This window comes from uncultured Brachyspira sp. (assembly GCF_934747485.1).
Taxonomy (GTDB): Bacteria; Spirochaetota; Brachyspiria; order Brachyspirales; family Brachyspiraceae; genus Brachyspira.
This window is the reverse complement of the sequence record NZ_CAKVGN010000016.1, coordinates 31,247-46,913: the sequence shown is the minus strand read 5'-3', so window position 1 is coordinate 46,913 and position 15,667 is coordinate 31,247. Positions and strand designations below refer to the sequence as shown.

At 25.7% G+C, this 15,667-nt stretch carries 11 protein-coding genes; 9 read left to right on the top strand and 2 right to left on the bottom strand.

From position 1 onward, the window contains the following. The first annotated feature begins 702 nt into the window (after positions 1-702). The 3 genes from uvrC (at position 703) to Q0H31_RS04630 (ending at position 8,976) form a co-directional block, all read left to right on the top strand. A complete protein-coding gene (gene uvrC, locus Q0H31_RS04640; RefSeq protein WP_367117123.1) occupies positions 703-2,535 on the top strand; it encodes an excinuclease ABC subunit UvrC in 1,833 nt (610 codons plus the stop codon). Positions 2,536-2,591: 56 nt separating this feature from the next. Continuing rightward, positions 2,592-5,885 (top strand): helicase-related protein, encoded by a 3,294-nt coding sequence (locus Q0H31_RS04635; protein WP_295296077.1) that lies wholly within the window; start codon positions 2,592-2,594, stop codon positions 5,883-5,885. 94 nt (positions 5,886-5,979) lie between these two features. Next, positions 5,980-8,976: an Eco57I restriction-modification methylase domain-containing protein gene (locus Q0H31_RS04630; protein ID WP_295296076.1), complete on the top strand. Its 2,997-nt coding sequence runs from the start codon at positions 5,980-5,982 to the stop codon at positions 8,974-8,976. A gap of 155 nt (positions 8,977-9,131) precedes the next feature. Here Q0H31_RS04630 and Q0H31_RS04625 read toward each other — a convergent pair whose 3' ends face one another. Continuing rightward, complete coding sequence (locus tag Q0H31_RS04625) at positions 9,132-9,614, bottom strand: hypothetical protein (protein WP_295296075.1); 483 nt, start codon at positions 9,612-9,614, stop codon at positions 9,132-9,134. Beyond that, on the bottom strand, positions 9,586-10,389 hold the full coding sequence (locus Q0H31_RS04620) for a hypothetical protein (RefSeq protein ID WP_295296074.1): 804 nt from the start codon (positions 10,387-10,389) through the stop codon (positions 9,586-9,588). The genes Q0H31_RS04625 and Q0H31_RS04620 overlap by 29 nt, the downstream gene beginning before the upstream one ends. A gap of 187 nt (positions 10,390-10,576) precedes the next feature. On the opposite strand from Q0H31_RS04620, the gene purD reads away from it, so the two are divergent. From purD to Q0H31_RS04590, 6 genes are all read left to right on the top strand, one after another. Further along, on the top strand, positions 10,577-11,830 hold the full coding sequence (gene purD / locus Q0H31_RS04615) for a phosphoribosylamine--glycine ligase (RefSeq protein WP_295296073.1): 1,254 nt from the start codon (positions 10,577-10,579) through the stop codon (positions 11,828-11,830). Positions 11,831-12,081: 251 nt separating this feature from the next. Continuing rightward, the gene (locus tag Q0H31_RS04610) at positions 12,082-12,684 is read left to right on the top strand and encodes a CD3073 family putative ECF transporter S component (RefSeq protein WP_295296072.1); all 603 of its coding nucleotides are present in this window, start codon (positions 12,082-12,084) and stop codon (positions 12,682-12,684) included. Then, a complete protein-coding gene (locus Q0H31_RS04605; protein ID WP_295296071.1) occupies positions 12,684-13,196 on the top strand; it encodes a CD3072 family TudS-related putative desulfidase in 513 nt (170 codons plus the stop codon). The genes Q0H31_RS04610 and Q0H31_RS04605 overlap by 1 nt, the downstream gene beginning before the upstream one ends. A gap of 20 nt (positions 13,197-13,216) precedes the next feature. Next, positions 13,217-14,047 carry an energy-coupling factor ABC transporter ATP-binding protein gene (locus tag Q0H31_RS04600; protein WP_295296070.1) on the top strand — a complete coding sequence of 277 codons (831 nt, stop codon included), beginning with the start codon at positions 13,217-13,219 and terminating at the stop codon, positions 14,045-14,047. After that, positions 14,032-14,862, top strand: a complete 831-nt coding sequence (locus Q0H31_RS04595; protein ID WP_295296069.1) for an ATP-binding cassette domain-containing protein — start codon at positions 14,032-14,034, stop codon at positions 14,860-14,862. The genes Q0H31_RS04600 and Q0H31_RS04595 overlap by 16 nt, the downstream gene beginning before the upstream one ends. Before the next feature lie 41 nt (positions 14,863-14,903). Beyond that, complete coding sequence (locus Q0H31_RS04590) at positions 14,904-15,644, top strand: energy-coupling factor transporter transmembrane protein EcfT (protein ID WP_295296068.1); 741 nt, start codon at positions 14,904-14,906, stop codon at positions 15,642-15,644. The last annotated feature ends 23 nt before the right edge of the window (positions 15,645-15,667 follow it).

The following is a 15,667-nucleotide window of genomic DNA, read 5'->3' as shown; positions in this document are numbered from 1 at the left end:
TTATGATACACCTATGCTATACTTTAAGAAATTAAGGAATTCCTAACTGCAATATGTCTGGCTCCTGTGCATTTTTAAGTTTTTTATTTGTGGTTGCTTTGCCACTTGCGAAGCGTGCCTTTAGGGTACACACCCCCAGTTCTTTTGCGACCGTAGGAAGTACCTTCGGTATTGACACAAAGAACCAAAAAGACTGCATTTTTAAACTAAAATTGAGTTTTATTCTACATTATTTGATACATATTTTTTCGTATAAGGCTAAATAAATTGTACTTTTTGCAACTTTTTGCTACGGGAAAAAGTTGAAGAAAAAATCTATGACAAAATATAGTTGTTTAGGTATATACTGAAAATTTTTAAGTTTGTCAAAATTTATATTTTTTAATTTTAAATATTTGTGGGGCTTTGCCCCACACCCCACTTCTTTTGTTGCCACAAAGAAGCAAAAAGGCTGCATTTTTAAGCTAAAATTAGGATTTATACCACATTTAATAAATGTTCATAAAATATTAGCTATAGTATATTGCATTTTTTGCAACTTTGAGAAAGTCCGCACTGCGACCGAAGGAAGTACCTATGGTGCGAAGGCGGGAAAAAGTTGAATAAAAAATTATAAAAAATATAAATAAAATTATTTAAGTATAGCAGCATTTATTTTTTGACAAACTTTTTATTTTTTATATAATTATAAAACTTATAATTATGAATAGTCAAGTTAAAGAATATATTTCAGAAAAATTAAAACGCCTGCCTACAAAATCTGGCGTATACTTTATGAAAGATAAAGATACCAATATCATATATATAGGCAAAGCAAAATCATTAAAAAAAAGAGTATCTTCCTATTTTATAGGAAACAATAAAGATGCAAAAACAACTGCATTAGTAGAACATATTAGAGATATTGATTATATAGTTACAAAAAACGAAGTAGAGGCATTAATACTTGAGGCTGAGATGATAAGAAAGCATAAGCCTCATTATAATATACTTCTTAAAGACCAAAAATCTTTTCCTTTTATAGCAATTACAAATGAACATTTTCCAAGGGTGATAAAAGCAAGAAATGTAATAGACAAAGATAATGCTAAAAAATACAAAAAATATTATGGACCATATGTTGCGGCTGAGAGAGCTGAAAAAATAGTAAAGTTTATAATAGATAATTTTAAGCTTAGAAGGTGCAAATATGATTTTCCTCTAAAACGCAAAATAAGACCATGCCTTTATTATCATATAGGAAAATGCACTGCTCCTTGTGCTGATTTGATTGATGAGAAAGAATATGATAAAGATATTGATGATGCTATTATGCTTCTTGAAGGTAATGTTGATGAGCTTGTTGCTAAGATGAAGCAGGATATGTTTGTATTTGCAGAGAAGTTAGAGTTTGAGAGAGCAAAAGATTTAAGAGATAAAATTGACTTACTTAAATCTATTACAGTTGAACAGAGTATATATGTACCAGAAAGCGATGATATAGATATTATAGGAGCTTATGGACAAAATGGAGATTATACTATTGTAGTGCTTTCTGTAAAAGGCGGCAAGCTTGTAGATAGAAAAACTTTTGCTATGCAAGATAAAAACATTGATGAAGATTCTAATAAATCAAGATATAGTGAAGTTATTTCTGCATTCATTACTCAATATTATACTCATAATAATTTAATACCCGCTTCAATAGCTACAGATTTTGTAATTAAAGATTTTGATGTTGTAAAGGATTATTTAAAAGAGATATCTGGAAGAGATGTTGAAATAAAACTTGATAACACAAAGAAAGGTTTAATATCCATAGCCAATGAAAATGCAAGACATTTATTTAAAGAGAGGGCATTGATTAGAGAAGTGCCTATTGGAATCACAAGACTTCAAGAAATATTTAAACTTAAAAAAGCTCCTTCTATAATAGAATCTTTCGACATAGCACATATTCAGGGAAGCTACACTATGGCAGGAATGGTAAGATTTGTTAATGGTGTTTCTGATAATAAAAACTATAGAATATTTAATATGAAGACTGTTACAGGCATAGATGACTTTGCTTCCATAAAAGAGGCAGTATATAGAAGATATAAAAGACTTAAAGAAGAAAACTCTACATTTCCAGATTTAATACTTATAGACGGAGGTAGAGGTCAGCTTAATTCTGCAATAGAAGCTTTAAAAGAATTAGACATAAAAAATCAGCCTATAATGGCACTTGCCAAAAAATTTGAAGAGATATATTTACCCAACAGAGAAAACCCTGTTCAATTAAATGATAATGAACCTGCAAGGTTATTTTTACAAAAGGTAAGAGATGAAACGCATAGATGGGTTAATACTAGTCATGGAAGAAAGAGAAGCCGAGAGATGGTAAAAAGCGAACTTGAAAAAATAGAAGGTTTGGGCAAAAAAGGCATAGAAAAGCTTTATTCTCATTTTATAAATATAGACAATATAAAAAATGCTTCATTAGATAATATAGCTAATATACCCGGAATAAGTTATAAAGTGGCTAACAATATTTATAATTATTTTCATAAATAGTTTGATATGATATAATTTCATCATATATAAAAAATAATTTATGGAAGTTTTTATTCATGGAAATAATAGACAATTCTAATAAAAAAGTTTTTGATTTATTTATATCTGAAGAGGAAATCGAAGAGATATGTATACTTTCAGGATATTGTTCTTATAGTGCATTTTATGATATAGCTAATAATGATAAAGCAAAAAAAATGTTTTTAAATACAAAAGTAAAAATCATTATGGGTATGAATATAGACCCAAAAATACATCGTATATATATGAGTTACAGTGATGAAGAAAACAAGAAAAGTAATCAGGAAGAAATTAATAATTTTGAAGAATATAGTATTTTTCAATTAAATAAAAGCGAAGAAAATGCTAAGGTGTTGGAATTATTCAAAGAGAAATGTAAAAATTCCACACTTGAAATAAGAAGTGCTAATAACAAAACTCATGCAAAAATATATTTATTAAAACACAAATTAAAAAATTTTATATATGACATAACTGGTCAAGTAATAATAGGCTCAAGTAACTTCTCTTCGTATGGGTTAAAAAATCAAAGAGAAATCAATGTTTACGGTAGAGATATATTTAAAGATGCATATAAAATTTTTGAAAGGGAATGGGAAGATTCTAAATGTATATTGGATATAAATAATCATAAGGAATTTTTTAATAGGATTGGCATGCAAGATAATGATAATAATTCATTAAAAAAGCTTATTAGAACCCCTACTCCTTATGAGATATATTTAAAAGTTATATATGAATATTTTAGCTTTTTTACAAGTGAAGAATTATTATTTAATCCTAATGATTATCATTATTCTAATTATAAATACCAGATTGATGCTATTAAAACAGGCATAAAGAGTATAATGTTGTATGATGGAGTTTTAATATCGGATGTTGTTGGTCTTGGAAAAAGTATCATTGCTTCAACTATAGCAAAGAATTTATTAGAAAAAAAATATGTAGAAGAGATACTTATTATATCCCCTCCAAAAATTATTTATTCTTGGGAAAATTATAATGCAGAGTTTAAATTAAATGCCAAAGTATTTAGTATTGGTTTATTAGATAAAGTATATGATTATGTTAAGAGCCATGCAAAAAAAAGACTTATTATTATTGATGAGGCACATAGATTTGTTAATAATAAAACTACTTCCTATAGCATTATAAAAGATATATGTGCCATGAATAGAGTTATGCTTATCACTGCAACACCAATGCATAACACCACTTCTGATATATTTTCATTGGTAGATATTTTTGATAGAATTCTAACAACTAATAGAAATATAATAGATATTAAAAATAAAATATTAAAAGAAGAGAGAAAAATTAAATTAGATTATAAAGAAAATGATGATAAAAAAGAAACTAAAAAGAAAATGAAAGATATTTCTAAACAGATTCTAAGTTTAATTAATCCTATTATTATAAGAAGAACAAGGAGGGATTTGATTGAAGATATAGAATATAAAAAAGATTTAGAAAAACAGAAGATTGAATTTAATATTGTTGAAAGTCCAAAATTGCATGATTATAACTTGGGTGATATTTCTAAATTGTATTTCGACACATTTGAAAAGATTAGTCCTTATGAAGAAAATGAAGAAAATGATAAAAATAAAGAAAATCTTGCTAATAGCAAATTTAAAGCCGTTCGTTATGAGCCTTTGGTATATTTAAAATATAATAATGAAAAAGAAAAAGAAATCAGCAACAAAATTATAAAACAAATATACGGAGAAAATATTAATATCGATTTTGCTTCCACTTCTTCTAGAAACTTAACTAAGTTTATGAAACTTTTATTGGTAAGAAGATTTGAAAGTTCTGTTTATGCTTTTAAGAAAAGTATTGATAATATGATTGATAAATATGACAATATAAAATCTTGGATTAATAAGGGGTATTATCCTATTTATAAACGAGGGGACATGCTTTATACAGAAGATTTCTTTAGTTATGAGGATAATGTTGATGAAGATATTGATGATGATGTATTAGATTATGATAAGTTAAATAAAAAATATAAAGATGTAAAATTAATCGAAGATGTAAAAAATGTATTGGATAGTAATTTCTTCACAGAGTTTGAAAATGATTTAAAAGTGCTAAATGAAATAAAAAATGATTGGAAGGATATTGGATTTAATAAAGATAGGAAGTTTAAAAAGCTTATAGAATTATTAAAAGAGTTCCAAAAAGAAAATGATAAAAGAAAAATTATAATATTCACTGAGTTTAAAGATACGGCTGATTATTTGTATGATACCATATGTGAAGATGAAAAATTAAGTGAAATATTAAAACCTATAAAATCTACTTCTCAGTCAAAAAATAAAGATATTATTATAGCGAATTTTGATGCTTCTGTTGATATATCAAAACAAGAAGATGATTACTTTTTATTGATAGCTACAGACACTTTATCTGAAGGTATTAATTTACATAGGGCGGGCATAATAATAAATTATGACATACCTTATAACCCTACTAGAGTAATACAGAGAGTAGGACGAATAAACAGAATAGGAAAAAAATTATTCGATAAAATATATATTCATAACTTTATACCTAGACTCGAAGCCCAAAAAGATATTAAAAATTGGCAGATATCTAATTTTAAACTTAATTTGATAAATGCAATATTTGGAAATGATACTAAAATATTAAAAGATGATGATGAAATTAATTCTTTGCTGTCTTTGAAAAAAGAAAATCTAAATGAAGATGATGATGTTAGTTGGGATAATGAATATAGAGATGTGTTTAATAGATTGAAAAATGATGAGAAACTCTTAAAAAGAATAAAAGAGATAGATAATAATATTGTTGTGAAAAGAAAAGCAGATTTTGAGGGAATTATAGAGATAGTGCGTTCTTCTAATGGAATATTTGGAGCTTTACTAAAAGAATCAAAAATAGACTTTAATATAGAAAATATATTTAAAATATTAAAGGCTAATGAAAATGAAAAATATTTGCCTGCTAGTGAAAAAATTATTGAATTGGAAGAAGAGCTTAAAAGAAAAAAGAATATTAAAACTGCTAATAAAAAATCGGATACTTCTATTATACTTGATGAAATTGCTAAGAATATTGATGATGATGAAAAAAAAGAGTATATTAAAAAATTGTCTTATTTGATAGATAATAAACATCTTACAGAAAAAAATATTAGAGAGATAGATAAATTATTAAAGTCTGAAGTGAATATTGATGTTATTAAAAATATCATCTCTATACAAGAAGCAGAAGATAAATTTAACTACTATACAAATAATTTGGAGAGTGTGTATAAAAACTCTAATTTGATAGTAAAAGAAGAGTTTGATATAGAATGATAATGTTTTAATGAAGTTATTTTTTTAAGTTTATTTTTATGTAATTTTAATATATTATTAGTTTATATATATAATAGTGTTTAAGGATATCTCTATGGCTAAAAACAATAATTTAACAAACATTAGCAATTTTAGATTTGATGAGGCTTATAATAAAGAAAAGTGGGCTTTACATTTTGGGGAGAGTTTTCAAGAGGAGTATGGAGCTATAAGCAATGAAGATGAGATATTAGAGAAGCATAGCGATTTTTTGGAGAAAGTAATTTGGATTGGGGATTTGAATACAGATAATGGCGAAACTATAGGGGTGTATGAAGTTTATATAAAAAACACTAATCTTGCAAGCAGAGTAAAAATTTCAAGGCTATGCAGCAAGATAATTACAGGGGGAGAAAGAAATACTTACGGCAAGGGGATATTTTTTATACTTTATAATGACAAAAAAAATAATTATAGGGTTTCTTATGTAAAGCATGATAAGGTTGCTGTATTGCTTAATAAAGATGTAAGATTTAAGAAAGATTATAGTAATCCTAAGAGATATACTTTTTTGCTTGGGGAGGGCATAAAGGTTCATACTCCAGAAAGCAGACTTAAAAGCGATATTTTTAATAGTGTTGAGAGTATAGAAAATGCTTTTAGTGTAGAGCCTGTAAATAAAGAGTTTTATAATGGGGTTAAAGAGTATTTTGATAATATATATAAAGATGTAATAAAATATTTTAATAAAGATGAGAACAGGGCTAAGGAGTTTGCTTTAAGGTTTTTGGGCCGTATACTCTTCTGCTGGTTTTTGAGAGAGAAGGAACTTATACCGAGTGAGATATTAAACAGCAAAGTTTTTGAGAATCTAAAATATAAGAAAAATTATTACAGCGATGTACTTGAGGATTTATTTTTTAATGTACTTAATATTGATATGGAGAAGCGAAGCTTTTCAAAGGATAGAGTAATATCTAATTATGAGAAAGAAATACCATTTTTGAATGGGGGCTTATTTTCCAAGAAGGAAGATGATGAGGCAGTAAAAATCATAGATGATGATATAGTAAAGGGTTTGTTTGAGTTTTTTGAGATGTATAATTTTACTGTAGATGAGAGTGCCCCTTTTGATGTAGAGATAAGCATAGACCCAGAGATGTTAGGTAGGATTTTTGAGAACCTTCTTGCCGAGATAAACCCAGAAACCAAAGAGAGTGCCAGAAAGGAGACGGGTTCATTTTATACGCCGCGAGAGATTGTAGATTATATGGTAATGGAGGCTATAAAGCTTTATCTATATAAAAAACTTCCAGATATAAAAGATAAGATAGATAGGATTTTTGATATTGAAGATAGTATAGAGTATAGCGATAAAGAACGCGAGAGTATTTTAAAGAATATACATGACATGATAATCTTAGACCCAGCCTGCGGCAGCGGTGCTTTTCCTTTGGGGATACTTCAGAGGGTTTTTAATGTAATAGATAAATTAGACCCCAAGCATGAGTATTATAAAGATTATATAATTAATAAATTGCCGTCAGGCACTAAGGAGGAGTTTAAAAAATTATATGATGCCAAAAAATTTAGTTATGCGTATAAACTTGATATACTTCAGAGTATGATACATGGAGTAGATATACAGCCTATAGCGGTAGAGGTAAGTAAATTAAGGGCGTTTTTATCTTTGGTTGTAGATGAGAAGAAAACAGATGATAAAAATGATAATTTTGGTATTAAGACCTTGCCGAATTTAGAGTTTCAATTTATATGTGCCAATACTTTAGTACCTTTAGAAGTAAATTCCACAGAAGAACTATTTATTAAAGGACATATTGAGAATTTAAAGAAGTCTATCAAAAATTATTTTAATATACATGATAAAGAAGATAAAAAAGTAGCAGAGAATGATATAGAAGCCTTTTTTGAACAAATAGAAAGAGATGAGAATTTAGAAAGAGCCACAAAGACGCTAATCTGTTCTTGGCATCCCTTTAAAAATAAAGCAGCGTTATATTTTGACGCCGAATTACAATTTGGTTTAGATAGAAAATTTGATATAGTTATAGGCAATCCGCCTTATGGTGCTAAAATAAGCAAAGATGAAAAACAATATTTTGAGAATAATTATGTAACTGCCAAAACAATAAAAAATAAATATGGAAATTTCAAGGGTTCTACTGATACATTTTCATTATTTATAGAGAAAGGATTGTCGTTGATAAATAATGGAGCATTAATATATATAACTCCTATGTCAATTGTATCAAGTGAATCTATGGAGAATATGCACCAATTTTTTAATAAACAATGTGAATTAATAAAAATATCTAATTATGCTGTAAGACCAAAACCTATATTTTTAAATGCTGTAGTTAATGTTTCTATACTAGAATGTTTAAAAACTAATACTGTAAATAAAAAAGTATTATGCACTAAAATGTATAGAAAAAGTAATGAGGATACAATCAATAATATTTTGCATAATTTAGAATTTGTTGATGTAAAAGAATTTAAATTATTAGGCAGATATCCTAAAATAAGTAAAGAAATAGAAGTTAATATATTAAGAAAATTGTTTAAGATAAAAAATGATATAGGTTCATTGGTAAAAGATAAAGGAAATCCTATCTATTATAGAATGGCTGGCGGAAGATATTTTAAAGTAATTACTAATTATTCTAGTACTAAAGCTGGTTCAGAAAAAGTAATTTATTTTGATAAAAAAATTGCTAATACTATAGGTGCTATATTGAGTAGCAATTTATATTTTTGGTATTATCAAATATTCTCTGATAATTTAAATATGAAAAAATACGAAATAGAAAGTTTTAAAATTCCTATTGATGAGTTAGATAATGATAAAATAAAATATATTGAGAAATTATATTCAAAATATTTAGAGGATATAGAAAAAAATGTTATTATTCATGAAAAAACTAATTATAAAAATATAAATTCTTTTAAAGAGTATAAAATTAGAATGTCTAAAAATATAATTGATGAAATAGATGATTTTATATGTCCTTTATATAAACTAACTAAAGAAGAAACAGATTTTATTAAAAATTATGAAATAAAATATAGAATGTCTAGTAAAGAAGATTAAAATTTATAATTTGAATGATAATAATATTAGAGTTATTGAGGGGAGTAATTTTTTAGGTTTATGGCTTAGAGTGAGTTTATTTTGCTCGGCTGGCTATTTTTTGGGTGGTACATTCTTATAATAAAATAATAATAATTGATATTCTAAAATATTATTTATTCATTTCTTGGAATAGTAAATATTTCAAAAAATATGCTAGTGGCTCTTATAAAAAAATAAGATATGCTAAAAAACATTGCTGGGAAAAATACAGATTTTCTAATATTTATTGTTATATAATTATTGATGTATTTTGAATATGATATATTATCACTAACAAATATTGTAATAAATAAAAAGAATAAACTAAACATAATTGAATTTTTGTAATACGATGCTAGTCTATGTAATTTAGAAGAATAAACTTCATCAGGACTTTCATGTAAAAGATATAATATCTTTGAATTAAATAATACTGCTACAGATGTTACTTGATATCCTATTGTTATAGATAAAAAAGTCGAAAAATCTGAACTTTTTATAAAATTAAAATCACAAAATAATATACTAAAAGTAGTTGTTATTATAATTATTAATATTATTATAGGATAATCTAATAATAGCCATTCGTCAACAATTGATTTTTGTCTGTAATGCATCTAAAACATCCTCTTCTTTAAATATACCTTCATCTGTTTTATTTAAATTAAGAGTTATTCTTTCTCTTAAATTTTCCGTATTAAATAATAAGTCTATATTATTATTTTTTGAATATCCCTTGACTAATAAGGAACTAATTCTGTAATTTTCTCTTTCTCTATTTAAAGACTTTATAAATGTTATTGGTTTTAGTTTATCTTGATATTCAAATGTTAATGTAAATCTTGTTGGTGAACTATTTCCTGTTAGGTCTTTATATGCTTTCATCTGTGTAGAATTAGTTGAAAAGATATCATCTTTACATGTGAAAGATATTTTACTAACGTAACTTAATTCTTTTAAAAATTCATCTATATTTTTATAATATTCTTTAATTTCAATATTTTTATTAAAATATTCTTCAAATAAGTTTATGAAAAATGTTTTTTTATTATGATTGGATAAATATAAATCATATGTTTTTAAATCATAAAAGAAAAATATTTGATTTCCTAATTCTGCTTCATCATCATTTCTTATATTATCCCTTTCTGAATTATCATATATATTTACTAATTTTTTTCTATGTGGCATAGTAGAACCAAATTCAACATATATCCATATATAATTATGATTTTTAGTTATTTTTATTTTAAAACCTGTTTCATCTTTATTTGTATTTTCTTCTCTATCTTCTATATCAATAAAATCATCATAATTCATTTTTACAATTCTTTGTCCATTTCCCGGTTTTATCAGAAACATTTGATATTTATTAAAATGTAATTTATCCATAAATAATAGACCCAATTATATTATTTTTATAATTATATAAATAAAAAAAATTAAAACAAGTAATTATTATTTTTTTTATTGTTTAATAATTTGATAATCAGTCGCTCTTATTAAATAATCTTTCTTTGACTATAGACTTTATAAGACTATTAATTTATAATATTAAAAAAACAATAAAGGCTTGTATATGAAAATACTAATCACTGGCTCTGGCGGTAGGGAACATGCTATAGCTTTCTCTTTATCAAAAAATGAATACGTAGAAAAGATATATTGTGCACCCGGTAATGCTGGTACATATTATGAAAATAAATGTGAGAATGTAAAATTAAATGGAATTGATGAGTTTGTTAGTTTTGCAAAAGAGAAAAATATTGATTTAACTATAGTAGGAAGCGAAGACTTGCTTGTTGAAGGAATCGTAGATATTTTTCAAAAAAACAACTTAAAAATATTCGGACCAAACAAAAAAGGTGCTATGCTTGAAGGCTCTAAGGCATATGCTAAAGACTTTATGAAAAAATACGGCATTAAAACTGCTCTATACCAAACTTTCAATGACTGCAATAAGGCAAAAGAATATTTAAAAAATATAGATTATCCTATTGTTATAAAGGCGAGCGGGCTTGCTTTGGGTAAGGGCGTAGTTATATGTAATAACATAAACGAAGCTAATAAGGCATTAGAAGAGATGATGATTAAAAAAGTATTCGGCGAAGCTGGAAGCGAGATAGTAATAGAAGAGTTTTTGGAAGGTTATGAGGCTTCTATTTTGTCTATCACCGACGGAGAAACTATAATACCTTTTATATCGGCTAAAGACCATAAAAAAGCATTGGATAACGATGAAGGGCTAAATACTGGAGGAATGGGAACAATAGCTCCAAACCCTTATTATACAAAAGAGGCAGAAGACTTATTTATAAAAGACATATTAAATCCTACACTTCAAGGAATGAAAAAAGAAAATATAAGCTTTGCGGGTATAATATTTTTTGGGCTTATGATTACAAAGAAAGGCGTATATTTGCTTGAGTATAATGTGAGAATGGGAGACCCAGAAACTCAGTCGGTTCTTATGCTAATGGAGAGTGATTATTTATCTTTAATAGAAAGTGCTATGGATAAAAAACTAAAAGACATAAATATAAAATGGAAAGATAAACATGCTTGCTGTGTGGTAATGGCTTCAGGAGGTTATCCTTCAAGCTACAACAAGGGCTATAAGATTACTGGCATAAACGATATAAACGGCAAATGTTTTATTGCAGGTGCTAAACTCGATGAAAATAAAGATATTATTACAAGCGGCGGAAGAGTTTTGAATGTTGTTAATATTGCTGACAGTTTAGAAGAGGCAAGAAAACTTACATATAATGATATTGAAAAGATAGATTTCAAAGACAAATATTTTAGAAAAGATATTGGTTTAATTAAATAATTTTTATTAATATTATAAAATATTATTGACATATTTTTTATGTATTGTAGTATAAGGTGTATAATAATTACATAGGGTTCAATTACAATGAAAATTTTATTCCTATCAAAACAAATGTATTTTATCAACGAATACGACTTTCCTCAGAATAATTAATTTCCGTAAGCAGGTTGCTTATAAAAAAACAATTTTCTTAAATTAAATATTTTTAAATACTTTTTATTACAAATAATAATTACAAGGATTATTCTATGAAAAACAAAACATATTCTATAGTTTTTTGTGCTATAGGTGTAGCTTTAAATATTGTATTATCTTTTATATCATCACATTTAAAAATACCTTTTGTGTTTTTTGATGTAATTGGCACTGTGTTGAGTGCTGCTGTATTAGGACCATTGTATGGAGCAATAACAGGGTTTGTTACAAATTTAATAACATCAATGCTTAATAATCCGGCAGAGCTTCCTTATGCTCTTGTTAATATGATAATAGGCATAGTTGTTGGAATAGTATCTATTAATTTTGGTTTTAAGATACATATAGCTATAATAACAGGTGTAATTCTTGCTGTAGTAGCTCCTTTGGTTGGCACACCTATTACTGTTTTACTATATGGCGGATTAGCCGGCGGAACTATGGATATTATGACAGGTTTTTTAGTTCAAAGCGGTCAAAAGATTTTTACTGCTGCTTTCATACCTAGAATTATATCAAATATTATAGATAAACCGCTTTCTTGTATAATAGCAAGTATTATAATATTAAGAATACCAACTTCTTTATTAAACAAAATCACTTCAAACAAAAAAATATTATCTCAAAAAATGTCCAAAGTAGAAGAGGATATATAATGAACAGAAGCAAGAAATTAGCAATATTATCGCATTGTATATTGAATCAGAATTCTGTAGTAAAGGGTGAATATAAAGATATTAATACTTTTTTACCATTTGTAAAGAATCTATTTGAAAACAACATTGGAATATTGCAATTACCTTGTCCTGAAACAGAGTATTATGGACTAAAGAGATGGGGGCATGTTAAAGAGCAGTTTTGCAATGTTGGGTATAAAAAATATATAGAAAACAGAATCAATGATTTTGTTGATAATATAAAAGAATATATTAATAATGGATATGAGATAATTGGTGTATATGGTATAGCAGGAAGCCCAAGCTGCGGAGTTAATCTCACATGTTCTGGAGATATTGGAGGAGAGATTAGCAAGTATAAAAATTTGGAAGATATTAATTCTAAAATAAAAATGATAAATGAGAGCGGAGTATTTATGGAAACTTTTAAGATTATTTTAGAAGAGAATAATATCAATATTAATTTTTATGATGTTAATGATTATTTATAATTTATATAGGCAGATTGATTATGAATAAGGTTGTTGAATTTGAAGATGTTTGTTTTTCTTATTTTGCAGAAGATAAAAAAAACTTTATAAACAATCTTAGTTTTAGTATTAATGAAAACAGCTATTTAGCTTTGCTTGGTAAGAACGGCAGTGGCAAATCAACTTTAATAAAATTGATGTTTGGAATAGAGAAAGCAAATAGAGGTAAAATAAAAATACTAAATTTGGACATAAATAAAAAGTCTTATGAAATATATAAAATGGCTAGTTTAGTTTTTCAAAATCCAGATGAACAAATAGTTGCTGATATAGTTGAGTTTGATGTAGCATTTTCTATGGAAAATTATTCTATAGATAGTAAAGATATGCATAAAAGAATAGATGAAGTTTTAGAGATAGTAGGTTTATCTAATAGAAGAAAGGATAAAATATCTTCACTTTCCGGCGGGGAAAAGCAAAGACTTTGCATAGCTTCTTCTTTAGCATTAAAACCAAAAATATTGGTATTAGATGAGCCTACATCTATGCTTGATAGTGAAAACAGAAAAAAGATTATAGAAATATTAAATCAAGTGCATTCTATGGGAACTGCTATAATAATAGTAACTCATCATCTAAATGAAATAGAATATTGCAATGATGTTATATTTATGGATAATGGAGTTATTTCATTTAATGGAAGTGTTAATGAGTTTGTGAAGATGCTAATAAAAAGCGATGAGTTTCATAAACTTAATATGCCTATTAATTTTCAATTAGCTTATGAATTGTATAAAAAAAAGAATGTTTTAATAGATGAATATGTTTTTGATTATAAAATGGTTTGTGATAAATTATGGAAATATCTCTAAAAAATTTAACTGCAGGATATATCTTAAATAAAAGAAAAAGAAATATCATAATAGAAAATTTAAATATCATTTTTGAAAGCGGTAAATTTCATTTTATTACAGGAGTGTCTGGGAGCGGTAAATCTACACTTCTTGAAACTATGTCTTTAATTACAAAGAAAATATCTGGTGAAATATTATTTAATAATGTAAGCCTAAACAACAAAAAGAATTTAATAGAGTTTAGAAAATTATCTGGAATAATGTTTCAATATTCTGATAAACAATTTTTCAATGATACTATAAAAGAAGAAATAATATTTAATCTTAAAAGAAATAAATTAAGCAGCAAAGAAATTAATTTTAAATTGAAAGAAATAGTTGAGTTATTAAATATAGATAAAGCAATTTTAAAAGAATCCCCATTTGAAATTAGCGGCGGACAAAAGAGAACTGTAGCACTTGCATCAATTATAATAACTTCTCCAAAAATACTATTTTTAGATGAGCCTACTGCTGGATTAGATTTTGAAAGCAAAAATATATTTATGAATACAATTAAAGAATTAAATAAAAACTTAAATGTTACCATTATACAATCATCACATATATTAGATGATATAATAGAATATGGAGATGATGTGTTTATTCTAAATAAAAATAAAGAATATATATTAGGAAAACCTAAAGACTTATTATTTTCTGATGAAATATTAAATAAATATAATTTATCAGAGCCGGATATTTATAAATATATAAAAGAGCTAAAAAGATTAGGAATGAATAAGGTTGATGGCGTATATAATATAAATGAATTAATAGAAAAAATTTTTTAATAGTTTTTTAATATAATTTTTAATAAAAGAGAATAAATAAAATGAATAATAGATTTGACCCTAGAACAATTTTTTTATCTACAATATTTTTTACTGTTTCATTAATTATGATGAAAAATATTAATCAGATTATATTTTTTATTATAGTTATTATTATACATATATTATTTGTAGGTATAAATGTAGGAAACATATTAAAGATATTTTTAGCTTCTATTTGGTTATTATTATCTATAATATTTATTAATTATTTTCTTATAGGAAGAGATGTTTATTATATATTGAATACTGCTTTTAGGTTATTTTTTATAATAATATTAGCGGCTGTTATGTTATCATCTATGACTGTTATAGACATTGGTTTTGCAATAGAAAAAATATTTTACCCTTTAAAATATTTAAAAATACCTATAGAAAATATTAGTATAATAATAGCATTATCTTTAAAATTTATTCCTTTAATAAGAGATGAAGCTGTGAGGATATTTAAAGCACAAAAAGCAAGAGGTTTAGATTATGATATTATATCTATATATGACAAAATATTAAATATAACTAGTATTTTTATTCCTATAGTAGTTTTAGCGATACAATCATCTATCAAAACTGCCATTGCTATGGAAATTAGGGGGTATAGTGATAATGCTAAAAAAACAAGATTGTATGAATCTAATTTAAAATTAAAAGATTATGTATATATTTTATTTTCTATAATATGTTTCTTTTTAAATTTATTATTAAGAGAATTAGATATAAATATTTATAAATATTTTATTTCATAATATTTATAAAAATTACATATTTT